This is a genomic window from Marinospirillum sp., assembly GCF_044810985.1.
Taxonomy (GTDB): Bacteria; Pseudomonadota; Gammaproteobacteria; order Pseudomonadales; family Halomonadaceae; genus Marinospirillum.
In genome coordinates, this window is sequence record NZ_CP085242.1 from 754226 (window position 1) to 780183 (window position 25958).

Annotated in this window: 27 protein-coding genes; 10 read left to right on the forward strand and 17 right to left on the reverse strand. The window is 53.4% G+C overall.

Translation table 11 applies throughout. From position 1 onward, the window contains the following. Nucleotides 1-84 precede the first annotated feature (84 nt). The 12 genes from LG323_RS03605 to LG323_RS03660 form a co-directional block, all read right to left on the reverse strand. The gene (locus tag LG323_RS03605) at nucleotides 85-366 is read right to left on the reverse strand and encodes a hypothetical protein (protein ID WP_404419121.1); all 282 of its coding nucleotides are present in this window, start codon (nucleotides 364-366) and stop codon (nucleotides 85-87) included. A 289-nt stretch (nucleotides 367-655) separates the two neighbouring features. Continuing rightward, complete coding sequence (locus LG323_RS03610) at nucleotides 656-1372, reverse strand: SAM-dependent methyltransferase (protein WP_404419124.1); 717 nt, start codon at nucleotides 1370-1372, stop codon at nucleotides 656-658. Between the two features lie 82 nt (nucleotides 1373-1454). Beyond that, entirely contained in the window at nucleotides 1455-1952 is a 498-nt protein-coding gene (locus LG323_RS03615; RefSeq protein WP_404419125.1) for a HugZ family protein, read from the reverse strand. Then, nucleotides 1949-2593: a DsbA family oxidoreductase gene (locus LG323_RS03620; protein ID WP_404419127.1), complete on the reverse strand. Its 645-nt coding sequence runs from the start codon at nucleotides 2591-2593 to the stop codon at nucleotides 1949-1951. The genes LG323_RS03615 and LG323_RS03620 overlap by 4 nt, the downstream gene beginning before the upstream one ends. Further along, on the reverse strand, nucleotides 2590-3381 hold the full coding sequence (locus LG323_RS03625) for a glutaminyl-peptide cyclotransferase (protein WP_404419128.1): 792 nt from the start codon (nucleotides 3379-3381) through the stop codon (nucleotides 2590-2592). Before LG323_RS03625 ends, LG323_RS03620 begins: the two co-directional genes overlap by 4 nt. Before the next feature lie 46 nt (nucleotides 3382-3427). After that, nucleotides 3428-3673: a DUF2442 domain-containing protein gene (locus LG323_RS03630; protein WP_404419130.1), complete on the reverse strand. Its 246-nt coding sequence runs from the start codon at nucleotides 3671-3673 to the stop codon at nucleotides 3428-3430. A 12-nt stretch (nucleotides 3674-3685) separates the two neighbouring features. Then, complete coding sequence (locus LG323_RS03635; protein WP_404419132.1) at nucleotides 3686-3952, reverse strand: DUF4160 domain-containing protein; 267 nt, start codon at nucleotides 3950-3952, stop codon at nucleotides 3686-3688. A gap of 44 nt (nucleotides 3953-3996) precedes the next feature. After that, a complete protein-coding gene (locus tag LG323_RS03640; protein ID WP_404419135.1) occupies nucleotides 3997-4707 on the reverse strand; it encodes an aspartate/glutamate racemase family protein in 711 nt (236 codons plus the stop codon). A gap of 31 nt (nucleotides 4708-4738) precedes the next feature. Next, complete coding sequence (locus tag LG323_RS03645) at nucleotides 4739-5929, reverse strand: 2-oxo acid dehydrogenase subunit E2 (RefSeq protein WP_404419137.1); 1191 nt, start codon at nucleotides 5927-5929, stop codon at nucleotides 4739-4741. A 13-nt stretch (nucleotides 5930-5942) separates the two neighbouring features. Further along, nucleotides 5943-6920 (reverse strand): alpha-ketoacid dehydrogenase subunit beta, encoded by a 978-nt coding sequence (locus LG323_RS03650; RefSeq protein ID WP_404419139.1) that lies wholly within the window; start codon nucleotides 6918-6920, stop codon nucleotides 5943-5945. Then, entirely contained in the window at nucleotides 6917-8104 is a 1188-nt protein-coding gene (locus LG323_RS03655; RefSeq protein ID WP_404419141.1) for a thiamine pyrophosphate-dependent dehydrogenase E1 component subunit alpha, read from the reverse strand. Before LG323_RS03655 ends, LG323_RS03650 begins: the two co-directional genes overlap by 4 nt. Before the next feature lie 128 nt (nucleotides 8105-8232). Continuing rightward, a complete protein-coding gene (locus LG323_RS03660; protein WP_404419143.1) occupies nucleotides 8233-9342 on the reverse strand; it encodes a cytochrome-c peroxidase in 1110 nt (369 codons plus the stop codon). Between the two features lie 172 nt (nucleotides 9343-9514). On the opposite strand from LG323_RS03660, the gene LG323_RS03665 reads away from it, so the two are divergent. The 9 genes from LG323_RS03665 to LG323_RS03705 all read left to right on the forward strand — a co-directional run bounded on the left by LG323_RS03665 (nucleotide 9515) and on the right by LG323_RS03705 (nucleotide 20755). Beyond that, nucleotides 9515-10810 (forward strand): imelysin family protein, encoded by a 1296-nt coding sequence (locus LG323_RS03665; RefSeq protein ID WP_404419146.1) that lies wholly within the window; start codon nucleotides 9515-9517, stop codon nucleotides 10808-10810. A gap of 14 nt (nucleotides 10811-10824) precedes the next feature. After that, complete coding sequence (locus LG323_RS03670) at nucleotides 10825-12246, forward strand: di-heme oxidoredictase family protein (protein ID WP_404419148.1); 1422 nt, start codon at nucleotides 10825-10827, stop codon at nucleotides 12244-12246. Beyond that, entirely contained in the window at nucleotides 12247-13329 is a 1083-nt protein-coding gene (locus LG323_RS03675) for an imelysin family protein (RefSeq protein WP_404419151.1), read from the forward strand. After that, the gene (locus LG323_RS03680) at nucleotides 13319-14428 is read left to right on the forward strand and encodes a DUF1513 domain-containing protein (RefSeq protein WP_404420106.1); all 1110 of its coding nucleotides are present in this window, start codon (nucleotides 13319-13321) and stop codon (nucleotides 14426-14428) included. Before LG323_RS03675 ends, LG323_RS03680 begins: the two co-directional genes overlap by 11 nt. 109 nt (nucleotides 14429-14537) lie before the next feature. Then, nucleotides 14538-16604: a methionine--tRNA ligase gene (gene metG / locus LG323_RS03685; RefSeq protein ID WP_404419153.1), complete on the forward strand. Its 2067-nt coding sequence runs from the start codon at nucleotides 14538-14540 to the stop codon at nucleotides 16602-16604. 27 nt (nucleotides 16605-16631) lie between these two features. Further along, a complete protein-coding gene (locus tag LG323_RS03690) occupies nucleotides 16632-18023 on the forward strand; it encodes a class II fumarate hydratase (protein ID WP_404419156.1) in 1392 nt (463 codons plus the stop codon). A 20-nt stretch (nucleotides 18024-18043) separates the two neighbouring features. Beyond that, on the forward strand, nucleotides 18044-19165 hold the full coding sequence (locus LG323_RS03695; RefSeq protein WP_404419158.1) for an acyltransferase family protein: 1122 nt from the start codon (nucleotides 18044-18046) through the stop codon (nucleotides 19163-19165). After that, nucleotides 19162-20229: a serine hydrolase gene (locus tag LG323_RS03700; RefSeq protein WP_404419160.1), complete on the forward strand. Its 1068-nt coding sequence runs from the start codon at nucleotides 19162-19164 to the stop codon at nucleotides 20227-20229. The genes LG323_RS03695 and LG323_RS03700 overlap by 4 nt, the downstream gene beginning before the upstream one ends. Then, nucleotides 20219-20755 carry a DNA-deoxyinosine glycosylase gene (locus LG323_RS03705; RefSeq protein ID WP_404419162.1) on the forward strand — a complete coding sequence of 179 codons (537 nt, stop codon included), beginning with the start codon at nucleotides 20219-20221 and terminating at the stop codon, nucleotides 20753-20755. The genes LG323_RS03700 and LG323_RS03705 overlap by 11 nt, the downstream gene beginning before the upstream one ends. On the opposite strand, the gene LG323_RS03710 is transcribed toward LG323_RS03705, so the two are convergent. The 5 genes from LG323_RS03710 to LG323_RS03730 all read right to left on the reverse strand — a co-directional run bounded on the left by LG323_RS03710 (nucleotide 20752) and on the right by LG323_RS03730 (nucleotide 24275). Then, entirely contained in the window at nucleotides 20752-20970 is a 219-nt protein-coding gene (locus tag LG323_RS03710) for a hypothetical protein (RefSeq protein ID WP_404419164.1), read from the reverse strand. The genes LG323_RS03705 and LG323_RS03710 overlap by 4 nt on opposite strands. Beyond that, a complete protein-coding gene (locus tag LG323_RS03715; protein ID WP_404419166.1) occupies nucleotides 20967-21290 on the reverse strand; it encodes a DUF4258 domain-containing protein in 324 nt (107 codons plus the stop codon). Before LG323_RS03715 ends, LG323_RS03710 begins: the two co-directional genes overlap by 4 nt. A gap of 36 nt (nucleotides 21291-21326) precedes the next feature. After that, nucleotides 21327-23297 (reverse strand): hypothetical protein, encoded by a 1971-nt coding sequence (locus LG323_RS03720; protein ID WP_404419168.1) that lies wholly within the window; start codon nucleotides 23295-23297, stop codon nucleotides 21327-21329. A gap of 101 nt (nucleotides 23298-23398) precedes the next feature. Beyond that, nucleotides 23399-23602 carry a cold-shock protein gene (locus LG323_RS03725; RefSeq protein ID WP_310697003.1) on the reverse strand — a complete coding sequence of 68 codons (204 nt, stop codon included), beginning with the start codon at nucleotides 23600-23602 and terminating at the stop codon, nucleotides 23399-23401. Nucleotides 23603-23798: 196 nt separating this feature from the next. Beyond that, complete coding sequence (locus tag LG323_RS03730) at nucleotides 23799-24275, reverse strand: YaiI/YqxD family protein (protein WP_310697004.1); 477 nt, start codon at nucleotides 24273-24275, stop codon at nucleotides 23799-23801. A gap of 148 nt (nucleotides 24276-24423) precedes the next feature. Between LG323_RS03730 and LG323_RS03735 the strand changes: the two genes are divergently transcribed. Continuing rightward, on the forward strand, nucleotides 24424-25953 hold the full coding sequence (locus LG323_RS03735) for a cache domain-containing protein (RefSeq protein WP_404419171.1): 1530 nt from the start codon (nucleotides 24424-24426) through the stop codon (nucleotides 25951-25953). Nucleotides 25954-25958 lie beyond the last annotated feature (5 nt).

Consider the following 25958-nt stretch of genomic DNA (forward strand, 5'->3'; position numbering starts at 1 on the left):
GCCTCCACTTTAACACAAAATTTTGACTGACCAGTCTAATTGGGAGCAAAACCCAGCTTTGTGCATCAGATTTTGACTACATCATTATTTTTTGATACCCCATATTCTGGAAACAGCAGCATTGGAGCCCAATATGCCCAGAACAACAGCAACCAAACCCACACTGAAAAAGACCACCACAGGAATAAGCGCCCCCACCTGACCGCTGGAGTAACCGGCAACACCCGAAACCAGTGACAGAAACAGGAACAAAATCCCCACGATCTTCAGAACAAACCTGTAGGATTCCTTATATTCTCCCGGTTCCTCGTCTGTCTCGAAGAAACTCAGGATTGGATGGAATACTTTTCTTAAAACGTCTTTCATAATCACCTGCTTTTACGTCACGTATTGCATTCAGCAACTCTTCACCAATATTGCGCTGGGCATCCCGTTCCATCAGTTCATTTTCATTCATTGGCATAAATCACCAGTAAGATTAAAACACCGCTTTCAAGTTGAGCTGTATAAGTCAACCTGGCACCACCTCGCTTTCCAGCAATAGAGCGTGACCAGCGAACCTTTCCTGCATCAGGGTTGGCTGCAAGAAAAGCAGCAAATTACGCCAAAGGAGTACTTTTGGCAAACGATACGAGCAGGATAACCCTGTTGAAAATTACTGTTCCACCCCATCACTGCCACCTGCTTTCTGCATCAGCAGACAAGCATAACCAAACTGGTGTCCAAAATGGCGGTAGATGTCGATTTCCTGACTCAGGGATATCAGTGCCGGATGGTCTTTACCAACTTCCGGCTCCAGTCGTTTGATCTGCTGCTCCATATCGGCATAAAAGTCCAGCCAGTCCTGTTGTGGCAGGATAAAGCTTTCTATCAGTTGATAACCCAATGCCTTGGCTTGCTGGACTCGGTCATCCATGTTCTCGAATTTTACTCCTTCCTGCTCAAGGTAAGTGCGAGCTTCCGGTGCCAGCTCATCACTCAGTTGCACCAGGTCGCTGATAAAGAGGTAACCCGTTTCTGTCAACAGTGGTCGCCAGAGCTTTAGCGCCTGCTCGTAACCAATGATATAGGCGCTGCCTTCTGACCAGATCAAGTCAAAGGTTCCGGTTATTTTGTCCAGCTCATCCATACTGCCGATGATAGCCGTGATTTGATCCAAGCCTTCCGCTACTGCGGCCTCTTGCAAAGCATCCACAAAAGGCTGATGATTATCCAGTGCCAACACTTGAGCCTGGGTTTCACGCGCCAGCACCAGTGCTGATGCGCCCTTACCGCACCCCATATCAAGAATACGCTCTAGTGGGCAAAGGCTCATGACTTTTTGCGCAAGGTTGCGGGTGGTGGCATCACTGCCCGGTCCTTGGCGCTGCATACCTTCAAATACCTTGAAAAAAACCTGCATATATCCCTGGTGTTCGTTCATATCTTTGGTGATCCATTGCAAATCAAGAAAATCATCTGGTGCGGTTGATATGGCTAATTTTCTGCAATTGCTCGCCCTGAAGTTCATAGGCTTTGCCAAAACCAGTGACGTAGCTGGCTTTTTGGGGTTGCAGTTCCAGCAGGTGGAAGTCGTTCAACCCCCGGATGACACTCACAGTATTGCCCAGCCTGGTTTCCATTTCTGACAACACGGCCAGCCATCGGGGTGTGTCCCGCTCGATGGGCTGGGCTGTGATTTCCAGGGTGGCGCGTTTGCAGGCAAAGAGGTTGCGGGGCTGGTTTTCAGTGAGTAGCAGGCTGGCTTGTGGGCGATCCAGCAGGTTGCGGGTGTGGCTGGCCAGTTCGGAGACAAAGATATAGAAGTTGCCCTGGTGGTGAATGCAGGGCGCATAGCTGGCTTCTGGCCCGCCTTCGGGGCTGGTGGTCGCCAGGGTGCAGCTATGCGCTCCCTGGATAAAGGCCGAAAAGTCAACTTTTATTGTTTCGAGATCAGCTTGTTGATTGCTCATGTTTTTGCGCTGATCTCTTTTAAAGACTCCACCAGAGTTTCGGGTTCCTGGGCACCGGAAATCAGGTACTGTTCGTTGATGATAAAAGCCGGAACGGAGTTGATGCCCGCTCTTTGAAATTTGGCTTCATCTTCACGCACGGTTTGCACGTATTGATCGGACTCCAGCACCTTCCGTGCTGTTTCGCCATCCAGCCCGATGCTTTCCACCAGGCTTACCAGCACTTCAGGATCAGTGATGACCGCATCTTCTCCAAAATAGGCTGCAAACAGGGCTTTTTTCATTTCGGTCTCTTTGCCCTGTTCACCGGCCCATTTGACCAGCCGATGGACATCAAAGGTATTGCGGGTGTGGCGCTCCTGCAGGGCCGAGAAATTCAGGCCCAGACCTTCAGCAATCTGCTGCATCTGGGTCTGGGTCTGTTCCATTTCTTCAACACTGCGACCGTATTTCTGGCTTAAAGCCTGCAAAATAGGCTGACCGTCACCTGACGGGTCGGGGTTGAGCTCAAAAGCATGCCATTCCACAGTAAAACTCATTTTATCCTTTAATTGCTGCATGGCCTCTTCCAGTCGGGCATAGCCAATGGCACACCAGGGGCAGGCAATGTCGGAAACGATGTCGATTTTCACGGGGGTCATAAAGGCTCCGGGATGAGTTCAATTGCAAAAAGTTTGGGCCAGAGTTTGCCGGTGACGAAAAGGCGCTGGTTTTCTGCATCCCAGGCGATGCCGTTTAGCACAGCGTCCGAGTCCTGCGGTTGCAGGTGTTCCGGCAGCAGGCCTTGCAGATCAATCCAGCCCTGAACACGTCCCGACTGGGGGTTGATCCGGGCTATGAGGTCACTGTGCCAGACATTGGCGAGGATTTCTCCCTTCACATAGTCCAGCTCGTTCAGTCGGCTCACCGCGCGGCCCTGATCCAGCACTTGAATACGTCGGGTTTCGGTAAAGGTCTCGGGATCGAAAAAACGCAGAGTTGCGCTGCCATCGCTGAGGATCAGGGAAGTGTCATCGGCTGTCAGCCCCCAGCCCTGGCCTTTATAGCTGAAGGTGTGGAGCAGTTCCAGGCTGTGCCGGTCATACACCCGTGCTTCACCGGCCTGCCAGGTGAGCTGAATCAGCCAATCCTCCCAGAGCGCCAGCCCTTCCCCAAACCGATGGGCAGGAAGCTGCACCGATTGCACCACCTCACCGCTTTCCAGATCCACTTTGCGCAGCGTGGATTGACCATACCGACCGGTGCTTTCATAAAGATGACCTTCATGGAACAACAAACCCTGGGTAAAGGCCTGGGGATCATGCGGGTAGGTTTGCAGCACCCGAAAGTCGGAAACAGGCGGAGTTGCCTGAGCCTGCTGAGGGTCAAGAAATCGACAGCTAACCAGAGCGAAGGTGAGAAATAGAAAACAAAGACGTACAGAATCCAAATTCAGCCGCAGCGTTTTTCCACCAGGAATCAATTCAGAGTGCTCATTATTGAACCGCTAGAATTCGGCATTTTCTGTAAACAAACTCAGGATCAAGGTCGACACCTGAATCCCACTCAACCGTATCAAAGGATACCTTAACCCGTTGGAATGCAACCGGATCTTTCAGACGTTGGAACACACCAAAATCAAGAAAGGGCTTCATGTCCAGCAAGCCTTTTTCACCATTATCGAAGTCGATTGCCAGACAAAAATCTTTTTCAGCAACAACTTGCACAACAGATGGATACATATTATTCACCATTTACTGAAGTGGTTGGATTTTAAATGGCTCTTCACCGTTCATAACCAGTTGCCAGTCAGCCATCAACTCGTCTTGATGCAGTTCAGCCCATGCAAGCACCAGTCGTTTCTGCTTGGTTGGAAAATCACCCTGAATCACTTCACAGGTTCGAATATCAATTGTTGCTTTATATTCACCATAGTACACATGGAAGTGAGGTGGCGGATGCTCTTTTGGTGCAAAGTACATCCGAATAATGATTCCATAAAACATTGATATCGTTGGCATCACTCATCCTCAAGCTTTTCTGTCCATATGTTTAAAGCAACAGCCTACCCAACAACCGGATCAGTGGCCAGTGCCAGCTCAACGGCCTTATCGGCATGAATGGCGGTGGTGTCGAACAGGGGCACCTTGGTGTCCTGCTGGCTGACCAGCAGGGCAATTTCCGTGCAGCCAAGGATGACGGCTTCTGCACCTTCAGCGGCCAGGCGCTGAATGCTGTCAACAAATACCTGGCGTGAGGCATCCTTGATTTCGCCCTGACAGAGTTCTTCGTAGATCACCCGATGAATTTCAGCCCGCTCTTGCGCTTCGGGCACCAACACATCCAGGCCGTATTTGTCCTTCAGACGACCCTTGTAAAAATCCTGTTCCATGGTGAAGGCCGTGCCCAGCAAGCCGACCTTGCGGCAACCGGCGTGCAGCAGTTTTTCGGCGGTGGCATCGGCCAGATGCACCAGGGGAATCTTCAGAGCGGCTTCCACTTCCGGGGCCACCTTATGCATGGTGTTGGTGCAGATCAGTAGAAAATCAGCACCACCGGCTTCCACCCGCTGGGCAGCCTTCATCAGAATACGGGCTGTTCCCGCCCAGTCACCCTGATGCTGAAGCTGTTCGATTTCTGCAAAGTCCACGCTGTAAAGCACCAGACGCGCCGAATGCAGCCCACCCAGGCGTTCCTTGATGCCACGATTGATAGCGGTGTAATAATCCCGTGTGGACTCCCAGCTCATACCCCCCAGCAGGCCGATGGTTTTCATTCTGAAGCTCCTAATGGTCAAAACTTGCAGTCTAGCGCAAATCCACCAGCATTTTGCCGGGCTGTTCCAGATAGCTTTTCCAGAGGTTGCAGAAACGTGCCATGGTGGCTCCGTCGATCACGCGGTGATCACCGGACCAGCTGACCTGCATGATTTTACGGGCTTCCACTTCACCTCGTGAATTGAAGCGTGGCAGTTCCTGAATGCGCCCCAGAGCGACGATGGCCACTTCCGGTTTGTTGATGATGGGGGTAGCGACGGTGCCGCCGATCACACCAATATTGGAAATGCTGATGGTGCCTTTTTTCATGCTGTCCGGTGGCAATTTGCCCTGACGCGCCGCTTCGGTCAGTTGATTGATTTCAGCGGTGACTTCTTTCAGGGATTTTTGCTGCACCTGTTTGACGTTGGGTACCAGCAGCCCCAGAGGCGTGTCTGCCGCCATCCCCACATTGACATCGCCCAGGTAGGTGATTTCCGTGCAGTCAGCATTCACGCGACTGTTGAGCAGTGGGTATTGCTGCACGGCCAGGGCAATGGCTTTCATCATGAAGGGCATCAGACTCAGGCGCAGTCCGGCTTGCTCAAAATCAGGCTTGAGTTGTCGGCGCAAGGCTTCCAGTTCAGTGACATCCACCTCTTCGGCATAGGTGAAATGCGGAATGCTGGAGTAGGCTTCCTGCATCTGCCGGGCCATGGCCGCCTTGATGCCTTTGAGGGGTTCGCTGCGATCCTGGGCACCGGCAACTGCCGTGGGTGGCGCGGAAGGCTGGCTTGCCTCACCTTTCTGATAAGGCAGCAGGTCTTCTTTCAATACCCGCCCCTCTTTACCACTGCCTTGAACCTGAGTTAAATCCAGATCCAGCTCGCGAGCCATCCGGCGCACTGCGGGGGTGGCCAGCGCTTTCTCACTGGAGCCCGAGCTGGAAGCAACTGCGGGTTCCGGTTTTGGAGGCTGCGATTCCGGGTTTTCCTCTGTGCCACTCTCGGCATCAATTTCAAACAGGGGCTGGCCCACTTTAGCCAGGTCACCTTTTTTGCAGTAAAGACGAGTGATGGTGCCTGTGTGCATGGCGGTGATTTCCACCAGCGCCTTGTCGGTCATGACATCAGCAACCGGCTGGTCTTCCTGAATTTTGTCACCTTCCTGAATGTGCCATTCCACCAGCTCACATTCGACAATACCTTCACCAATATCGGGCAGAATAAAATCGGTTTTCATGCTGGGTTCTCCCTTAATAATTCATGCTGGCGTGAATGGCATCCAGAGTGCGCCATTCATTGGGCAGATATTCATTTTGTAGTGCCAACGGGAAGGGAGTATCCCAACCGGCGACACGCATGATGGGAGATTCCAGATACAGAAAGCAGGCTTCCTGAAGACTGGCCGCCAGTTCAGCCCCAAAGCCCGAAGTTTTGGGCGCTTCATGGTTGATGATCAGGCGACCGGTCTTTTTGACTGAAGCAGCCAGGGTGTCTCGATCCCAGGGCAGCAGGGTGCGCAGATCAATGATTTCACAGGAAATACCCTCTTCTGCGGCCCGATCAGCCGCTTTTTCGATCACTTCCATCTGGGCACCCCAGGCGACCAGGGTAATGTCTGTGCCTTCACGCAGCACCTCGGCCTTGCCCAGCGGCAGTTCGTAATCGTCATCCGGCACCTCACCGGTGGAGGCCCGATAAAGTTTTTTCGGCTCAAAAAAGAGCACCGGATCTGGGTCACGAATCGAAGCCAGCAACAGCCCCTTGGCTTGATGAGGGTTGCGTGGGATCACCACCTTCAAGCCTGGTGTATGAGTGAAATAGGCTTCCGGTGACTGGGAGTGATACAGCCCGCCATGAATCCCCCCACCATAAGGCGCACGGATGGTCAGGCCACCGACATCAAACTCGTCACCGGAACGATAACGGAATTTGGCGGTTTCATTGACGATCTGGTCGAAGGCCGGAAAAATATAATCAGCAAACTGGATTTCCGCTACGGGCAGTTGGCCCTGGGCAGCCAGACCATTGGCAAAACCAATGATGCCCTGCTCGGTCAGAGGGGTATTGAAGCAACGGCTTTTGCCGAACTTTTCCTGCAGATGGCTGGTGGCGCGAAAAACCCCGCCAAAAGCCCCCACATCCTCACCAAAGCAAAGCACCCGCTCGTCAGCCTGCATGGCGGTATCCAGGGCGGCATTGATGGCTTGCAGAAGGTTCTTGTTGCTCATGATTGCAGCCTCCCTGCTGTCACCGGATACACGTCCGCATGCTTCTGGATATGGGTTTTGGCTTCTTCGAGTTGTTCCTGCAGGTGCCAGGGCATTTCTGCATAAACATCGGTGAAGAGATCTTCCAGGGGCGGCTTGGGCACTTTTTCAGCACGTTTCATGGCTTCCACCACGGATTTGCGATGCTCGGCCTGGCGGGCTTCGTCTTCTTCTTCCGTCCACCAACCTTGTGCGATCAACCAGCTGCGATAGCGGGCCACCGGGTCTTTATCCCGCCACTTGTCTTCTTCCTTGCGACTGCGATAACCACTGGGATCATCCGAACTGGAATGCGCACCCAGGCGATAAGTCATGGATTCAATCAATACCGGCTGGTTGTCTTCAACAGCCATCTGGCGTGCCAAGCGGGTGGCTTCATAAACCGCCAGAGCATCATTGCCATCCACGCGCAGGGTTTTCAGGCCATAACCCGGCCCGCGCCCGGCCACACCATCCCCGGCCAGTTGCTCATGCACCGGGGTGGAAATGGCATAGCCATTGTTACGACAGAAAAAAATCACCGGCACTCTGAGCACACCGGCCATATTCAGGGCGGCATGGAAGTCGCCTTCTGAAGCAGCGCCCTCGCCGAAATAACAGATCACACAGTTTTTCTTGCCCTGCTGTTTAAAGCCATAGGCATAACCCGTGGCCTGGGGAAGCTGAGTCGCCAGCGGGGAGGAAATCGTCAGGTAGTGAAGTTCCCGGCTGCCGTAGTGAATCGGCATCTGACGACCCTTGCCCAGATCCTTTTCATTGGAAAAGATCTGGTTCATGAACTGATCGACGCTGAAACCACGAAAAGCCAGAGCGCCCTGTTCACGGTATTGGGCCATGATCAGGTCTTCCGAATCCAGAGCAGCGGTACTGCAGATATCCGAGGCTTCTTCACCGGTTTCGGTCATGTAGAAACTGATGCGCCCCTGGCGCTGGGAGGCCAGCATGCGTTCATCCAGGGCACGGATAAACAGAAAGGTGTCCTGAATTTTCAGGGCCAGTTCTTTGGAAAGTTTGGGGGCTTCAGCACCGGGGTAAAGCTTGCCATCCTGTTGCAGCAGGGCAAAGGTGGGCAAAACCGAGGTTTGCGGATCCAGATACGCAGGCTGGTGAATCAGCTCCACGTCAAAGCTACGCAGGTCGCTCATAGGCAGGTTGTCCTTCTTGTTGTTGTTCACCGAACCACTTGTGATGGTTGGCCTGTTGATAGAGGGGAAAGATCATCCCCCCTCCATGAACCTAGTGTTGCGACTTTAGATTAGCAGCAGTGTTCCCCTTATTCCAGCAGGTGCTCGTAACGCTGATCCGTCAAGGTCTTCATAAAGGCCACCAGGGCATCAATACGTCGATCATCCAGGGCCGGGCCGGATTCCAGCAGTTCCATTGAAAGGTTTTCAGGCACTTCGGGGTCGGCCCAGGGCTCCCCGGTTTCCGGGTTGATCTGACGCGCTGGAGAACGGCTGTTGTACTTGTTGTAGAAAAGCACCACGGTGCGCAAATCCTTGAAGACGCCATTGTGCATATAGGGAGGTGTGACAGCGACATTGCGCAGTGAGGGTGTTTTGAATTTACCCCTCTGGGCCGGGTCATCAATCTCCGGGTGCATCAAGAGCCCCTCATCCACCTGAGTCACCTTATTGGCCTTGCGCAGCTCAGTGTTCATCGGTACACCGATATTGTGAAATTCATAATTGCTGAAGGTTTCCTGTGGGTGGCGAGGCGAAGTGTGCAACTGATGGCAGGAATTGCAGTTGGTGAACTGCTGGGAAAAAAACAAGGTACGCCCCAGTTCTTCCTGCTGGGTAAATTCCACTTCACCTTTCAGGTAGCGATCATAACGGGAATCAAAAGGGGCAAAGAGTTCTGTTTCTTCAAAAGCTGCTATGGCATCGCCCATCGCCTGGTATAACGCCTCAGGGTCGTCCAGAACCTCTTGACCATAGAGACTGCTGAAAATCTTGCGGTAGTGGGCTTTATCCAGCAGGCGCTCAGCCACTTTTTCCTTACTGGGCATGGCCATTTCCACAGGGTTGAGCGGTGGCCCGGCAGCCTGTTCCGCTAAAGTGTTGGCACGACCATCCCAGAAAAGACCTCCGGCGTATTCGCCATTCTCTTTCAAATGAAATTGCGGAGTTAAAGCTGCATAACCAGCACTGGGGGTATTGCGATCGCCCAGGGAATGACCATCATCCCCCAGAGAAGCGGCACTCCCCACCTGGTTCTCCCGGGAGTCAATGAAGGCTCTGTCGGGAACGTGGCAGGTTGCACAGGATTGGCTGCGATTCCGGGAAAGAGCGGGATCAAAGAACAGCTGTTGCCCCAGACGTTGTTTTTCTGCCTGGGAAGCCTTTTGTTCTTCTGATGCGCTGACTACTGCGGTCAGCATACAGAGCAAAAGCCCCGATAAGAATTTTGATTTTTTCTGCAACCCCATGATTCATGTCCCCTTTTGATAATCCACTCAGATTCTACAGGGTAATTTTACTGCATCCCACTTCCACCTACAAATGAGAAGTGTTACTCTTTAGAAACGTCATTCATTACCAAGGAGTTGCATTATGAAGGTTCTACCCCATTTATTGCTTGCTGCCGGTCTGACCGGCCTGGTCACCCTTACGGGCTGCCAATCCAGCCAGGATTCACAAAACCAGGCCGCCACCCCAAAAGCGGTGCTGGACACCTACGCTGATATAGCTGAAGCAGGCTATACCGATTCGGTGATCACGGCCAAGTCGTTGAAAGATAAAATCCAGGCCCTGCTGGATGAGCCCAGCAAACAAAACCTGCAAGCCGCCCGCGAAGCCTGGCTGGCCTCTCGCGTTCCCTACCAGCAAACCGAGGTTTATCGCTTTGGCAATGCCATCGTCGACGACTGGGAAGGCAAGGTGAATGCCTGGCCTTTGGATGAAGGCTTGATCGACTATGTCGATACCGCCAGTTATGGCGAAGAGTTTGCTGAAAACCCCTATTACACCGCCAATGTGATTGCCAACCCCACCCTGACCGTGGGCAACAGCAAGATTGATGCTCGTGAAATCACCCCTGAGCTGCTGGCCGAAACCCTGCATGAAATCGATGCCGTGGAAGCCAATGTGGCTACTGGTTACCACGCAATCGAATTTCTGCTCTGGGGTCAGGATTTGCACGGCACCAATCCAGGTGCAGGCGAACGTCCGGCAACGGATTTCAGTCTGGAAAACTGCACCGGTGGCAACTGTGATCGTCGTCGTGATTACCTAATGGCGGCCACCGACCTGCTGATCTCTGACCTGGAAGACATGGCCGACAACTGGGCTGAAGACGGAGAAGCACGCCGGGAACTGGCTGCCAAGGGCACTGACGGCGGTCTGGCCACCATCCTGACCGGTATGGGCAGCCTTTCCTACGGTGAACTGGCCGGTGAGCGCACTCAACTGGGCCTGATGCTGCATGACCCCGAAGAAGAGCACGACTGCTTCTCGGACAACACTCACAATTCGCATTACTACGATGCCCTGGGTATCCGCAATGTCTACCTGGGTGAGTACACCCGCGTTGACGGCAGTGTTGTGAAAGGCGCCAGCCTCTCTGATCTGGTGGCCGCTGAAGATCAGGCTCTGGACGAGCAGCTGCGCAAGGAACTGGATGCCAGTGTGGATGCCGGTATGACCCTGGTTTCCGAAGCCAAAGAAGGCAACACCTTTGACGTCCTCATTGCTGCCGGCAACCAGAGTGGTAATGCCATCGTGCAGACCTTTGTTGACGAGTTGAAAACCCAGACAGGCTCGATTGAAAAAGCCATAGCAACGCTGGGCTTGAGCAATATTGAGCTGGAAGGCTCGGATAGCCTGGATAACCCTGGTTCAGTCATGTAAAAAACGGACACCTCATGTCTTGCAATCACCCCAAAATACTGGGATGGAGTCTGGCAGCCACTTTGGCTGCCAGCCTTTCCCTGGCTGCTGATCCTCTTTTACCGGGGGGCGACACCACCAGCAACCAGGCCTCTTTTTCCCAACCTGCTTCAAACCTCCCTCTGGATGACCAGATGCCCTTTCATCTGGGCGACAGTATTTTCGACAAGCTCTGGGTCTCCTCACCGGCATCCACCGAAGCCAGTGATGGCCTGGGGCCTCTCTACAATGCCCGTTCCTGTGCCCGTTGCCACATCAATAATGGCCGTGGACACCCACCCGAAGCTGACAACCCGCGCAGCTTTAACCGCTCATTTCTACTGCGGCTGAGCATACCCGCAGAAACTGAGCAACAGAAAAACGAGCTGCTGGAAGGACGCCTGGGCTTTATTCCCGAACCCACTTATGGCTCCCAAATACAGGATCAGGCCCTGCAGGGAGTTGCTGCTGAAGGTCAGGTGGGAGTTCGTTATCAGGAACACCCGGTACGCTTCCCGGATGGTGAAGAAGTCACCCTGCGCAAACCCATTTTTTTTATTCAACGCTTGAATTATGGTGAACTTCACCCACAAACGCGTTTTTCCGGCCGCGTGGCTCCCCCCATGATCGGACTGGGATTGCTGGAAGCCATCCCCGAGCATGAAATTCTCAGCAATGCAGCCAACCAGGCCGAAGAAGATAACGGTATAAGTGGTCATGCCAATCAAGTCTGGGATGTGGAAAAGCAGCAAAAGGCAATGGGCCGCTTTGGCTGGAAGGCTGCCCACCCAACCCTGAAGCAGCAGAATAATGCCGCCTTTATTGAAGACACCGGTATTTCCACCTTGATGTTCCCCCAGGGTCACGGTGGCTGCACGCCACTCCAGAAGGAGTGCCGCAAACTGCCCGATGGCAACAGTGCCCACCTGGACGGGGTTGAAGCTTCCGCCAAGGTGGTCGAGGTGCTGGAATTCTATACCCGCACCCTGGCTGTTCCTGCCCGGCGCAATACCGACAAGCCTGGAGTCCGGGCCGGTGAAAAACACTTTCATCAGGTGGGGTGTGCCCAGTGCCATCGCCCTTCCTACACCACCTCCAAAGATGCCCTACCTTCTCTGGCCGAACAAACCATCTGGCCTTACACAGACCTCTTGTTGCATGATATGGGCGAAGGTCTGGCGGATGAACACCGCGAGTTTCAGGCCGCAGGCAGTGAATGGCGTACCCCGCCTTTATGGGGCATTGGCTTGACCCAGCGCATCAGTGGCCATACCCAACTGCTGCATGATGGCCGCGCCCGTAATATTCTGGAGGCGATTCTCTGGCATGGCGGTGAAGCTGAAGCGGTCAAAAATCGCTTCATGCAGATAAGCCGTGAGAAGCGGCAGGAATTGATTGATTTTGTGGAGTCCCTTTAGATGCTGAAGAAATACTACCTGAGTGCCCTGGCACTGCCCCTGGTGTTGTCCAGTACCTGGCTGCAAGCCGAACCGGATGAACAGCAATGGCAAACTTACAATACAGCTGCGCTGGAACAACAGATCCTGCCGGGCTACCAGGCTCTGGAAACCCACCTGGACACCTTGCATGGCCGCCTGGAAACCTACTGCTCAGGCCAGGTCGACTCCAGCCAGCTGTCCGAAGTCCACCAGGCCTACCGGGAATCCATGGATGCCTGGCAGGCCATCCAGCATGTCCAGTTCGGCCCGGTCAGCCTCTTCATGCGCAACTATGCCCTTCACTATTGGCCGGACAAGCGGGGCACCGGAGCGCGTCAAGTTCGCTCGGCATTAAACCAGACAGAAACCGAATACGATGCCGAGTATTTTCGTGAGGCCAGTGTCAGCCTGCAGGGCTTCCCTGCCATGGAAAGAGTACTCTTTGCCCCCGAGGCCAAAAGTCTGCTGATGCCTGGACAAAATTATTGCCGTTTTGCCGAAGGCTTAAGCCAGCACATGCTGACGACGGCCAGCGAAATTAATCAGGAATGGCAGGAAGAGCAAAAACAGCAAATGCTGCAGCCCGAATCCAGCCAGTATTTTGCCAGTCACAAGGCAGCAGCGGTGCCGCTGATGAAATCCCTGGTCGAGCCCTTGCTGGTGATTGAAGACTACAAGCTGGATTATGTTCTGGGAGACAGCCCCGAAGAGGCCCGCTGGAAACGCAGTGAGTCCTGGCGCAGCGGCCAGACTCTCAGCAATTTGCAGATCAATCTGCGCAGCTTGCAACAGCTGTATTCCGGCCTGGAGCCCGTGAATATCAAAACCCTTCTGGCTGCCGAAGGGGAAGAAGACTTTGCCGAAAAAATTGACCGTCAGTTTGATCACCTTCAAAAGCAACTGGCAGCCATGTCACCCCCTGACCGGCCCCAACTGGATCAGAAACTGGATCGCCAGTTGCGTGAACTGGAAACCGGCATTTCCGATCTCTACGAACAGTTGGAATTGGCCATGGGCGTTCTCAACATCCAGCTGGGGTTTAACAGTCGTGATGGTGATTAAGCGTCGACAGTTTCTAACCTGGCTGGCCGCCACTCCGGCTCTGGCAACCAGCAGCTCTTTGCTGCTGGCTGCTACCGGTAGAACCGGGCTGCGTTTTGCCAGCAGTGCCCGTGGCAATGATGGGCATTTTTATCTCAAGATCGCTTCCCTGGAAGGCAAGCAGCTGGCCAGCCATCGCCTGCCCGATCGTGCCCATCAGGTTCTGGCCCACCCCGGCAACCCCTGGGTGCTGACCCTGGCCCGGCGACCCGGCACCTTTATTGATATTTACGATACCGAGGCCCTGAAGCCTCGGGCACAGATCCAGGTGGAAAACGGCTACCGGCTTTATGGTCATGCCCAAATCAGTACCGATGGTCGTTATCTGTTCACCAGTGAACGCCATCCTGTGGAGCCAGAAGGCCGCCTCGTGGTCAGGGATCTGGAAGACAATTACCGGGTTGTTCGTGAAATGACCACCCACGGCATCGGCCCGCATGAATTCCACTGGATGCCGGATGGCAAAACCCTGGTGATCGCCAATGGCGGCATCCAGACCGACGGGCGGGAAAAGCTCAACCTGGATTCCATGCAGCCTTCGCTGGTTTATCTGGACAGTGAAAGCGGCGAACTGCTGGAAAAGCGCACCCTGCCGGATGAATTTCACCAATGCAGTATCCGCCATCTGGATGTGGCTGCGGAGGGTCAGGTGGTGATTGCCCTTCAGTACCAGGGGCATCCGGTGGATCGAGTTCCCCTGATTGCCGCTCACCGTCGGGGTGAGGAGCTGGCCGAGCTGGTTCTGCCCGAACGTACTCGCAGTCAGCTGCGGCAGTATTGTGGCAGCGCCTGTTTTGATTCCAGCGGTCGTTTTGCTGCGGTTTCCGCGCCCCGAGGCAACCTCACCACGCTCTGGGACATGCAGGAAAGGCGTTTTCTCAACACCGCCTATATTCCCGATGGCTGTGGCCTGGCCCCCACTCTGAAAGCAGGCGAGTTTCTGGTCAGCAGCGGCCAGGGACAGGTTTTCAGCATTCAGGCCCTGTCGGAAGAGCGTCAGCCTCTTTTCACCCAGAGTCCGCCCCCGGTCAACTGGGACAACCACATGACCCTGATTTAAAACGACCGCCTTTCTGCATCCCGGATGACAGGTGCAGAAAGGCAATAAAATCGCTAAGATAGGAGGATATTATTCAATCCCTAGACACTCACAAAGATTAAGACACTCCATGCCCACACAACGCAAGATTCTGGTGACCAGCGCCCTTCCCTATGCCAATGGCCCCATCCACCTGGGTCACCTGCTGGAATACATTCAAACCGACATCTGGACGCGCTTTCAAAACAGTCGCGGCAATCTCTGCACCTACGTCTGTGCCGATGATGCCCACGGCACCGCCATCATGCTGCGTGCCGAACAGGAAGGCATTACCTCCCAGCAGTTGATTGACCGGGTGCGCCATGAGCATCATGAGGATTTCAAGGATTTTCACATCCACTTTGACAACTACTATTCCACCCACTCCGATGAAAACCGCTACTTTTCCGAGCTGATTTACACGCGTTTGCGTGACAAGGGCCATATTGCCACTCGCGAAATCGAGCAGATGTACGACCCGGAAAAGGGGCTTTTCCTGGCGGATCGTTTCATCAAGGGCACCTGCCCCAAGTGCAAGGCGGAAGACCAGTATGGCGACAACTGCGAAAAATGCGGTGCCACCTACACTCCGGCGGAATTGATTGAACCCCGCTCAGCCATTTCCGGGGCCACGCCGGTGATGAAAACCTCCGAGCACTATTTCTTCAAGCTCCAGGATTTCACCGACTTTCTGCAGGACTGGACACAAACGGGTCGTCTGCAGGAACAAATCGCCAACAAGCTCAAGGAATGGCTGGATGCCGGTCTGCAGGAGTGGGATATCTCCCGGGATGCCCCCTACTTCGGTTTTGAGATCCCGGATGCCCCCGGCAAGTACTTCTACGTTTGGCTGGATGCCCCCATCGGCTATCTGGCCAGCTTCAAGAATCTCTGTGAGCAGCGTGAAGACCTCAACTTTGATGATTACTGGAAGCCGGGTTCCGAAAATGAGGTGTACCACTTCATCGGCAAGGATATCGTCAATTTCCACGCCCTCTTCTGGCCAGCCATGCTCTCCGGTGCTGATTTCCGCACCCCCAACAGTGTTTACTGCCACGGTTTTGTCACCGTCAACGGGGCCAAGATGTCCAAATCCCGTGGCACCTTCATCAAGGCGCGCACCTATCTGGATCACTTGAACCCTGAATACCTGCGCTATTACTTTGCCGCCAAACTGACCGGCCGTGTGGATGACCTGGATTTGAATCTGGAAGACTTTGTTTTCCGCGTCAATTCCGATCTGGTCGGCAAGCTGGTCAATATCGCCAGCCGCTGTGCCGGTTTTGTCAAAAAAGGCGGTGGTATCCTGAGTGAAATGAAGGAACCCGAGCTTTACGAACGCTTTGTGGCTGCCGGGGATGCCATTGCTGCCGATTATGAGCGCCGCGAATACGGCCGTGCCGTGCGTCAGATCATGGATCTGGCTGATGAAGCCAACACCTGGATCAACGATCAGGCCCCCTGGGTGCTGGCCAAGGAAGAAGGCAAAGATGCTGAAGTCCAGGCCATCTGCTCGACTGGCATCAATCTTTTCCGTGTGCTCATGACCTATCTGGCCCCGGTGCTGCCGGAAATGACGGGCAAGACGCTGGAATTCCTGAAGCTGGATCACCTGAACTGGGATGCTCGTACCCAGCCTTTGGTCAAGCATGAGATTGCCAAATTCAAACCCATGATCAACCGGATTGACAACGACAAGATTGAAGCCCTGCTGGAAGCCAGCCGCGAGGATGCTAAAAAGGAAATGGCCCTCAAGGAAGCCAGCGTTGGCAGTAATCCGGGTGGCGAGCTTTCTCCTGAAAACAAAGGCCCACTGCAGGCCGAACCCCTGGCTGAAGAAATCAGCTTTGATGATTTCATCAAAGTGGATCTTCGTGTCGCTCGCATTGTCCAATGCGAACACGTGGAAAAAGCCAACAAGCTGCTCAAGCTGACGCTGGATCTGGGTGGCGAAACCCGTACCGTATTTTCCGGCATCAAGAAGGCTTACCAGCCCGAAGACCTGGAAGGCAAACTGACCGTGATGGTCGCCAACCTGGCCCCGCGCAAAATGAAATTCGGGGTCTCCGAAGGCATGGTGCTGGCTGCCGGTGATGATGACGGCATCTACCTGCTGGAGCCTCACGAGGGTGCCCAGCCCGGTATGCGGGTGGTTTGATTTCCTGAAACCGAAAAGGAGTAGAGCATGGCTAAAGTGCGCTTTGAAAAAGACAGCCTGGGTGAACTGGAAGTACCCGCTGAAGCCCTCTGGGGTGCCCAGACCCAACGCGCCATCAACAACTTCCCGATCAGCGGTCAACCGCTGCCGGAAGTTTTCATCCGTGCTCTGCTGCTGATCAAGATTGCTGCTGCCCGTGCCAATGCCGAACTGGATGTCCTGACTCGCGAGCAGGCCGAAGCCATAGAAGCGGCTGCGGATGAACTGCTGGGTGCTGAGGATCTGATGCGCCATTTTCCGGTGGATATTTTTCAGACCGGTTCCGGCACCAGCAGCAACATGAATGCCAACGAAGTTCTGGCCCACCTGGCCAGCGACAGCCTGGGTGAAAGCATTGGTGCCAATGATCAGGTCAATGCCAGCCAGAGCAGCAATGATGTGATTCCCACGGCCATTCACGTCAGTGCGGCCATCAGCCTGCAGGAGGAACTCCTGCCTGCCCTCTTCCATCTGGAAAAGGTTTGCATGGACAAGGCCGCCACCCTGGAAAACCAGGTCAAGACCGGGCGCACCCATCTGATGGATGCCATGCCGGTCACCTTCAAACAAACCCTGGAGGGCTGGGCCGCCCAGATTCGTGGCAATATCCAGCGCCTGGTCAGTCTGCAGCCCCAGATTCAGGAAGTGGCCCAGGGCGGCACAGCCGTCGGAACCGGTATCAATGCCCCAGCTGATTTTGCCCAACACTTTTGCCACCAGCTCAGCGAACAAACCGGCATCCGTTTTGTGCCCGGCGATAACCTCTTTGCCTTGATTGGCTCTCAGGATGCGGCGGTCAGTCTTTCCGGGCAACTGAAAACCACGGCGGTTAGCCTGATGAAAATCGCCAATGACCTGCGCTGGATGAATTCCGGCCCTCTGGCCGGACTGGGTGAAATTGAACTCGAAGCCCTGCAGCCGGGTTCTTCCATCATGCCCGGCAAGGTCAATCCGGTGATTCCCGAAGCTGTGGCCATGGTCGCCGCCCAGGTGATGGGCAAGGATACAACGATCACTGTCGCCGGTCAGTCGGGTAATTTTGAACTCAATGTCATGCTGCCCTTGATTGCCAGCAACCTGATCGATAGCCTGCAACTACTGACCAACGCCAGCCACCTGCTCGCAGATAAAGCCATTGCCAGCTTTAACGTCAATGAAGAAAGGCTGCAGGAAGCGCTGAGCCGCAACCCCATTCTGGTCACGGCACTTAATCCGGTGATTGGCTACGCCCGAGCCGCCGAGATTGCCAAACTGGCTTACAAGGAAGGACGCCCGATTCTGGATGTGGCTGCAGAGCAAACCGACATGACCCGTGACGAGCTGGAGCGACTGCTCGACCCGGCTGAATTAACCCAGGGTGGTTATCGCAACCAGACCTGAAAGGATGGGACACTAATCAGGTGAAACCAGCAAACTTCAGGGAGCTGCTCTTTCAGCCAGTCATTCAGGTTCAATCCGGGCAGAGAATTCCTGCCATAGATCTTGCCAGGGGATTGGCCGTTTCCCTGATGATTCTGAGTCATGGTGTGGTCGGTCTTTTACCCTACGAAGACTTCACTGACTATGGTCAGATCCCCATCCACCTGATTACCAAGTTTTCCTCCACCCTGTTCATCATCATCTTTGGCATGGCTTTGGCAGTTGCTTTCCTTCCCAAGGTAGGCACGGAGGACTGGCCCAGGCTACGAACCAAGCTGCTGATCAATGCCGTGGTGGTGTTTTTCTGGTACAAAATCCTGACCATTGCCGAGCTGCTCTACCTGGCAGGGCCGGAAAGCATCAAGGAGCACCTTCTTTATCAGGATTTCCCATCCTTTGTAGAAATTCTGGGATTTTACGCCCTGGCCTTGCTCTGGGTGCCCTTTGTTCTTCCCCTCTGGGCGAAAACCCCTTTATGGGCACGTTTACTCACCCCCTTGCTGCTAATTCTGCTGAATATCTGGGTTGGTCAGCATTTTAATTTCTGGGGCATCGGCCAGATTGAAGCTCTGTTTGTCGAACATGAAGATTATTATACCTGGGGCCAACTGGCCCGCAGCCCGTTAATATTTCTTGGTCTGCTGCTGGGAGAGCTGTTGCTGGTTTGTTATGCCAAACCGGGACGGCGCCTGCTGCTTTTTGCGTTTCTCTTATTAGCTTCAGCAATCAGTTTTGGTCTGCTTTTCCTGTTCAGTTTTCCAGACTGGCTGAAAGCGCTTGAACAAATTGCTGCCAACCAGGGGAAACACCCACCGGAAATGCTCTTCATGCTCTTCTCACTGGGAGGTGCCCTGGCGTTACTGGCCCTTTCCATTCTTGGGGGCGGTTTGCTGGCTAAACTTTTTTTGCCGATAACAGTCATAGGCAGCAACGCGCTGCAAGCGTTCATTTTTCATATTCTGGTGATATTCATTGGTTTTCGTTATCTGCTGGGTTATTGGCACAACGTCAGTTATGAGTTCGCTCTGACATTCACGCTGTGCCTTCTCCCGGCAACAGCCCTTTGGATCAAAGTCATTTCCTGGATCAAGGCTCATCGATGAAGTTTTTTGTTCTTTTCCTTCTCCTTTTAACCCTGACCACCCCCAGCCTGGCAGCCGACTGGCAAAAACAACTCGAAAAAGACCTGGAAACCCTCGACCGGGAGTTTCCGGGGGACTTGAGTGTTGTGGTTCGGGATGTGGATAGCGGCCAAACGGTGTCTTTGCGTGGTCAGGATCACTGGTATCTGGCTTCAACCGTCAAACTGCCGATTGCCGTGGCTTTGTTGCATCAAGTGGATCAAGGAGATATTTCCCTGGATGAAGAGGTCGAGCTGTTTTATTCAGACTATGTCGATGGTGCCGGGCAAACCAACTGGCAACCCGCAGGCACCCATTTCACCCTGGAGCAGCTTTATCAGGAAATGCTTCAGGTCAGTGACAATACCGCCACCGACATGATAATAAGAACCCTGGGTATCGACTCGATCAACCACTACCTGCAAAGCCTGCAACTGGGTGAAATTGGCCCGATTACCACTCTGGCCGATGTCAGACGCCTGGTTTATGGTGAATTTGATCCAGCTTCCAAAGAATTTACCTCGGAAGAGTTTTTTCGGCTGAAAAAAACTGAAACCCTGGAAGAGCGTCTGGACGTTCTGGCGGATATCTTTGGCAAGCCGATTTCCCAACTCGGGCAACCCAGCCTGGATGCCGCCTTTGAGGCCTATTACGCCAGTGCTTACAACTCCAGCAATATGCAGACTATCAGCCGGTTACTGGAGCAACTGGTGACCGGGCAACTTTTAAGCCCGGAATCCACTGACTATCTTCTGGAAACACTCAAGCAGGTCAAAACAGGCGACAAGCGCATTAAAGCGGGCCTGCCTGAACAAACGGTTTTTGCCCACAAAACCGGAACACAGCATCGTCGTGCCTGCAATCTGGGTGTAGCCTGGAAAGCTGGCAGCCGCAATGACCAGGAAGGTGCCGTCATCATTGCAGCCTGCACACGCGGGCCACAGGATCTGAACCAGTCAGAAGCAGCCCTGAAAGCAGTGGGTGAAGTTGTCACCGACACAGGGCTTCTTGAAACTCCAGGGAAACGCTCACGTGATGGCATCTGATTCTGATGCCCTGCAGCCCGTCAACAGCTTTGCACCGGTTGAGCCCACCAGCTGTCGATTGCTGATTCTGGGTTCCATGCCGGGCAAAGCCTCCCTGGCAGCAACTGAATATTATGCTCACCCGCGCAATGCCTTCTGGCCGATTATGGCTGAACTGCTGGGGTTTGACCCCAAAGCCGACTACAGGCTGCGTACTCAGGCATTGCAAGAAGCCGGTATCGGATTATGGGATGTGATGCAGTCCTGTTTGCGACCCTCCAGCCTGGACAGCGATATTCTGGAAACCAGCATTATCCCCAATGATTTTCCCGGCTGGTTCCAGCGCCATCCTCACACCCACACCGTTCTTTGCAACGGTGGCAAGGCCTTCCAAAGTTATCAGCGCCATGTACGACCACTGCTGGATGAGCCCTTCCGGCAATTACCGCTGTACCAACTGCCCTCCACCAGCCCGGCCCATGCCAGTCTCACACTGCAACAAAAGCGGCTGGAATGGCATAAAATCATGGAAGAATTTTTAAGTTAGAAGGCTACCGCTTTCATTTCATATACTTTCCCATAGCGTGCTGCTGCGACCAAGTCGCCGTTACGCAAAGCATCTCTGACAGCATCCAGTTTACAGGCATCTTCAATACCAAGAGTCGGTGACCAGGAGGCTTCACTTTCTTCCACCTCCACTTCCACCTCAGCCACATAGCGACCTTCATGCAGGTATTTAATTTTTTTACGCTTACTCATCATTTCAGCCTCTCAAGAAAGTCATCACTCCAGCGCCTTGGATCTGGACGATAAGCTGTAACCAGTACTGCTGGCTTAGCGTAGCCTTTGGGGATTCCCCAGACGACATGAACCGGCAGATCACTTTCATCTCGTTGTAAAAGCAAAATACTGGCTCCTTTGGGAAAATCAGGATATTCCTCCACAACTAGAGCGTTGGGGACATCCTTAAGTATTTGACCTACTCCCAACTCATCCTCAGCCAGCTCATCATAGCCATGCTCCGAAATCCGAACTTCCCCACTGCCAACCAGATTCTTAATTTTTATGTACAAGTCAGACATACTTACTTCCCTGCATCAACTCCAATCAATTTTATTCTAGTCAAGTAAGTCACTAAACCCCAGCACAACGACCTGATCTTCCGGTTGCAAAGCCAGGAGCTGGCTGCGTAGCGGGTTGAGTTGCAGGCGTTTCCCGGGAGCGGCCTGAGGCCGATAAACACCCAGAGCCAGCTCACCTTTTTGTTCTGCGGTGGTTTGAAGATCTATAAAGGAAGCCTCTGAATCCAGTTGATACCTGTCCTGCGGGTGGAAAAATATTTCTGCACCGCCCACGGTGAACAATTCTTCAAACACCACACGAATCTCCCGGCGCATGGCGATTTGCGCCAGCAGGTGGCTGAGAATGACCGGGCTGACCAGCACTTCCGTGTGGGGAAGATTCAGCAGGGTTTCGTTGTCAGGATCACTCAACTCCAGAATGATCTGGGGGCGTTGCGGCAATTTCTCCACCAGACCTTCCAGTTGCAAGTGTCCGACCAGGGCACGGGCATCAGCTTCTTCCCCGGATACCAGATGATCGCTGCTGAGCAGAAGGATGGAAGCATAGCTGGCCAGATCCAAACGTCGCAGCTCTTCTTCAACCATGTAATCAGCCTGATGATGGCGATATTTCAGATTGGATGCCCCGGAAGGATTGCCCGGATAATGATGGATGGCTTTCTCACGCATTTTCACCGGGAGAACTGAAACCAGATCAACATCAAAAGTCCGATGAGAATAGCTGGCCATTTCAGTCAGCAAAGCAGGCACCCGGCGATTCCAGCCCAATACCAGCACTCGTTGATGCACAACAGCCTCTTTTTGGCTGGTCATGACTTCCGGTGAGTGGCTTGCAGTCACTTGGGACGGCGTGATGCGCTGGATCTGGGGCTGGGTGGCATCATAGTCACTGGCCATAAAGACCACCCGATCGCCTTCTTCGACTTTTGAGTCTCTGGGTGCCAGCAAATCCACTTTCCAGCCATCTGCATCCGGTTTCAATAACCCCAGTATCAGAGCATCGGGGCAAGCCTGTGCCAATTCCTGCAGGCTATGGCCGATCAGGGCCGGAGCAGAGCGCACCAGAATCTCGTTGCCATCCGCTGCGGTCAGCAGTTCATTGTAAACAGCCGCCAGCCCTGGATGAATCAGGTTTTGCACCAGAAGGCGACTGATGGTGGCGTCACTGGCGACCACCTCCAGAGGGCCGGGATAGGCCCGCCGGGCCACGGGCAGTTTATGGAGATCCTGCAACTCGGCCACCATCAGAGGGAGCGCCCGATCCGCGGCACGCCCCTGGGCCGTAATCGACAAAAGGGCCTTGAGCGTCTCCACATCTGCACTCACCAGGTTATCCGGCCCCTGAACATGGCTGGGCAGAAGAATAGCAGAGGCATCCAGGCAGGCCACACGGCTAAGGGCATCCGGCTGAATGGCCGTCCCGGCTCGCAAAATCACCTGCCGGGCCCGGCTGCCGATTCCGGCCTCGTTCACCAACTCCAGTCTTGAGGCGGCAGAAGCCTCGGTGGACAAAACCACCAGCCTCAAACGACTGGCGGCATTGCGTTCCAGAAAACGCTGCATCTGGCGGGAAGGCCCCAGTAGCTCACGCACCAGAGGCAGAGTACGGTTATTCCAGCCCAGCACGACCAGGTGGTTCTTCAGAGTGACGGGAGTTAATCCACGTTCCAGGTTATCCATGATGCTGATCAATTTACGGGTCATGATGGCGACCAGAGCACCCAGGAAAACCACATAGCCACTCACCGTCAGCAGGGTGGAAATCAGGCGTATCCAGGCCCCTTCATCATCGCCCAGATAGCCGGGATCGGTCAGGCGCAGAAAAGCCCACCAGATGGCAGAACGCAAATCGGGAAAAGCATCACCGGACCAGGCCACCAAAGCCCCGCCCACCACGGAAATCAAGCCAATAAAAAGGAGAACAACCAGCAGTTGAAAACCGGCTCCCTTGATGAATTGGCGTTCAACGAAGAATTTGATGCGGTGAATGAAACCCAATTTCAGCATTTCCACTTCCTCTGGATTGAAAAACAGGGGTTGAGTAAAAATCAGGCATAAAAAAACCCACCAAAAGAGGTGGGTTTCTCGTCAAACTGGATTACAAGTTATTAGATAACTTGAATCTTAGCAGCTTGCTTGCCTTTAGGGCCAGTAGTGACGTCAAAGGAAACCCTTTGATTTTCAGTCAGAGACTTGAAGCCTTCTGATTGAATTTCGGAGAAGTGAGCAAACAGATCGTCGCCACCGTTCTCAGGAGTAATGAAGCCGAAGCCTTTAGTGTCGTTGAACCACTTAACTGTACCAGTTTCCATATCGATAATACCTTTAATCAAATTAATATCAGAACTTTTAGAGAAGAATTCCCAAGCTCGTTGTTGCGGGAATCAAGATAGGTCTATTCAAGAACTGATGTTACCGATATTTCGCGATTACAGTACTGTCAAAACACTTACTTGCTACCTACGAGATGCATAGTGCTCCCTTCCCTTATCCGCGTCAAGCAAATGTTTATTTATTTTTTTGAATTCGGGTTCTTTGGTTCTGATAACGGGTCAGCAAACGATCCAGCTGATTGGAAAACTCGCGCCGATCAGCCTGACTCAAAGCAGCCGGGCCACCCGTATGAATACCACTGGAGCGCATCGTATCCATAAAGTCACGCATATTCAGGCGGGCTTTCACTGTATCCACCGTATAAAGCTCACCTCGGGCATTGAGTGCCAGGCCGCCTTTATCAATCACTTCGGCAGCCAGAGGAATATCACTGGTAATCACCAGATCCCCGGCTTCAACACGGCGAACGATCTCATCATCCGCCTCATCAAAGCCTGAAGAAACCTGCAACGTACTGATCAAATCCGAACTGGGCACCCGCATTGGCTGGTTAGCTACCAATATCACGGGTACTTTTACCCGCAAGGCTGCCTTATACAAAATCTCTTTGATCACTACCGGACAGGCATCCGCATCCACCCAAATTTTCATGATTCACCCAGCTTGTCTGTTTCAAAACCGGCAGTTTAGCCGATTTTCAATCAGTAAAAACCTTTTACTGGAGTTAACCTTTGTCCATACTGAACGAAAGGCCACTCAAAAATTCAATTTCATCACTTCCAGCTTCAGGAACAGCTTAATGCCCGCAAACAGGCTTCACCTGAACTTCAACAAAAAACTTCTGCTGGTTTATACCAGCATTCTTCTGATCAGTCTTTTGATGGTCGGCCAGGGCCTTTACGCCCTGCACAACAACCTGATGGATGACCGTCGCCAGAGCATTCGGCAATTGGTCAAAAACACCCTCTCCCTGCTGGATCATTACCAGCAGCAAACACATCAGGGCCTGAGCCTTGAACAAGCCCAGCAACAGGCCCTGCAAGCCGTTCGCAGCCTGCGTTATGGTGAACGCGGTTATTTCTGGATCAATGATCTGGACACCCGGATGCTGGCTCATCCCATCTGGCCGGAAATGGAAGGTCACCTGCAAGAGGATTACCAGGACAGTCACGGACAATATATTTTCCGCAGCTTTGTTGATCGGGTCAAAAATCAACAGGGAGGCTTTGTCCACTATCACTGGCCCAAACCGGACGACACCCAACCCATCGAAAAGCTGTCCTATGTTGAGCTTTATGAGCCCTGGGGCTGGGTTCTTGGAAGCGGTATTTATCTGGATGACATGGAAAAGATTTTCTGGCAGGAAGCCAGGATTTATGGCTTGTCGTTTGGTGTGTTGCTGATCATTATCAGTTATTTGCTGTGGAGCATTCTTCGCGTTGATACGCGTGCTTTCCAGAGCAACAAGCTCATGACCTCCGTAATGGAAGCCTGTGCCGAAGCCATTATGGTGACCGACGAAGAAACCCAGATCATCTGGGCCAACACAGCCTTTGAGCATTTGACCGGGTATTCAGCACAAGAAGTTTACGGCAAAAAGCCGGGGGAAATCATTCGCTCTGGCAAACAGGACGCACATTTTTACCAGCAAATGTGGTTCCGCCTGAATCAGGGTCAATACTGGACCGGTGAACTCATCAATCGCCGCAAAAATGGTGATCTCTACTATGAACAAATGACGATTACTCCGGTTAAAAACCGTTCAGGAAAAATCAGTCATTATGTCGCCATCAAGAAGGATATTTCCCGCCGCAAGCAGGATCAGCTGCGTCTGGAAGAACTGGCTTCCAGAGACAGCCTGACGGGCCTGAACAATCGCCGCACCTTTATGGAAAGGCTGACCGCCCATCTGGAAATGGGAGGCGACAACAAGGGTGTGTTGATGATGCTGGATCTGGACCATTTCAAACACATCAATGACAGCTTCGGACACCAGTGTGGCGACCAGGTTTTGATTGGTTTTGCTGAACTAATTTCCAGCCAGCTACGCGAACAGGATCTTTTGGGTCGTCTGGGCGGCGAAGAGTTTGGCCTGCTGGTTCCCGGTGTCAGCTTTGCCGAAGGCATGCAACTGGCAGAAAAGCTTTGCCAGGCCCTGCAAAATCACCCGATAGTATTTAACCAGCTTGAACTTCAGGTCACTACCAGCATTGGTGTGACCCAAATCACCTCCCACGACACCCAGCCCGACACTCTGCTGGATCGCGCTGACAAAGGGCTTTATCTGGCCAAGCAGTCAGGGCGTGCCTGTGTACGCAGCCCCGACTGACGACC

What these genes read in the sequence shown, in the direction of transcription:
- LG323_RS03605 (WP_404419121.1), bottom strand. Translation starts at nt 366, where the DNA reads ATGAAAGACGTTTTAAGAAAAGTATTCCATCCAATCCTGAGTTTCTTC.
- LG323_RS03610 (WP_404419124.1), bottom strand. Translation starts at nt 1,372, where the DNA reads ATGCAGCGCCAAGGACCGGGCAGTGATGCCACCACCCGCAACCTTGCG.
- LG323_RS03615 (WP_404419125.1), bottom strand. Translation starts at nt 1,952, where the DNA reads ATGAGCAATCAACAAGCTGATCTCGAAACAATAAAAGTTGACTTTTCG.
- LG323_RS03620 (WP_404419127.1), bottom strand. Translation starts at nt 2,593, where the DNA reads ATGACCCCCGTGAAAATCGACATCGTTTCCGACATTGCCTGCCCCTGG.
- LG323_RS03630 (WP_404419130.1), bottom strand. Translation starts at nt 3,673, where the DNA reads ATGTATCCATCTGTTGTGCAAGTTGTTGCTGAAAAAGATTTTTGTCTG.
- LG323_RS03635 (WP_404419132.1), bottom strand. Translation starts at nt 3,952, where the DNA reads ATGCCAACGATATCAATGTTTTATGGAATCATTATTCGGATGTACTTT.
- LG323_RS03640 (WP_404419135.1), bottom strand. Translation starts at nt 4,707, where the DNA reads ATGAAAACCATCGGCCTGCTGGGGGGTATGAGCTGGGAGTCCACACGG.
- LG323_RS03645 (WP_404419137.1), bottom strand. Translation starts at nt 5,929, where the DNA reads ATGAAAACCGATTTTATTCTGCCCGATATTGGTGAAGGTATTGTCGAA.
- LG323_RS03650 (WP_404419139.1), bottom strand. Translation starts at nt 6,920, where the DNA reads ATGAGCAACAAGAACCTTCTGCAAGCCATCAATGCCGCCCTGGATACC.
- LG323_RS03655 (WP_404419141.1), bottom strand. Translation starts at nt 8,104, where the DNA reads ATGAGCGACCTGCGTAGCTTTGACGTGGAGCTGATTCACCAGCCTGCG.
- LG323_RS03660 (WP_404419143.1), bottom strand. Translation starts at nt 9,342, where the DNA reads ATGCTGACCGCAGTAGTCAGCGCATCAGAAGAACAAAAGGCTTCCCAG.
- LG323_RS03665 (WP_404419146.1), top strand. Translation starts at nt 9,515, where the DNA reads ATGAAGGTTCTACCCCATTTATTGCTTGCTGCCGGTCTGACCGGCCTG.
- LG323_RS03670 (WP_404419148.1), top strand. Translation starts at nt 10,825, where the DNA reads ATGTCTTGCAATCACCCCAAAATACTGGGATGGAGTCTGGCAGCCACT.
- LG323_RS03675 (WP_404419151.1), top strand. Translation starts at nt 12,247, where the DNA reads ATGCTGAAGAAATACTACCTGAGTGCCCTGGCACTGCCCCTGGTGTTG.
- LG323_RS03680 (WP_404420106.1), top strand. Translation starts at nt 13,319, where the DNA reads ATGGTGATTAAGCGTCGACAGTTTCTAACCTGGCTGGCCGCCACTCCG.
- metG (WP_404419153.1), top strand. Translation starts at nt 14,538, where the DNA reads ATGCCCACACAACGCAAGATTCTGGTGACCAGCGCCCTTCCCTATGCC.
- LG323_RS03690 (WP_404419156.1), top strand. Translation starts at nt 16,632, where the DNA reads ATGGCTAAAGTGCGCTTTGAAAAAGACAGCCTGGGTGAACTGGAAGTA.
- LG323_RS03700 (WP_404419160.1), top strand. Translation starts at nt 19,162, where the DNA reads ATGAAGTTTTTTGTTCTTTTCCTTCTCCTTTTAACCCTGACCACCCCC.
- LG323_RS03705 (WP_404419162.1), top strand. Translation starts at nt 20,219, where the DNA reads ATGGCATCTGATTCTGATGCCCTGCAGCCCGTCAACAGCTTTGCACCG.
- LG323_RS03710 (WP_404419164.1), bottom strand. Translation starts at nt 20,970, where the DNA reads ATGATGAGTAAGCGTAAAAAAATTAAATACCTGCATGAAGGTCGCTAT.
- LG323_RS03715 (WP_404419166.1), bottom strand. Translation starts at nt 21,290, where the DNA reads ATGTCTGACTTGTACATAAAAATTAAGAATCTGGTTGGCAGTGGGGAA.
- LG323_RS03720 (WP_404419168.1), bottom strand. Translation starts at nt 23,297, where the DNA reads ATGCTGAAATTGGGTTTCATTCACCGCATCAAATTCTTCGTTGAACGC.
- LG323_RS03725 (WP_310697003.1), bottom strand. Translation starts at nt 23,602, where the DNA reads ATGGAAACTGGTACAGTTAAGTGGTTCAACGACACTAAAGGCTTCGGC.
- LG323_RS03730 (WP_310697004.1), bottom strand. Translation starts at nt 24,275, where the DNA reads ATGAAAATTTGGGTGGATGCGGATGCCTGTCCGGTAGTGATCAAAGAG.
- LG323_RS03735 (WP_404419171.1), top strand. Translation starts at nt 24,424, where the DNA reads ATGCCCGCAAACAGGCTTCACCTGAACTTCAACAAAAAACTTCTGCTG.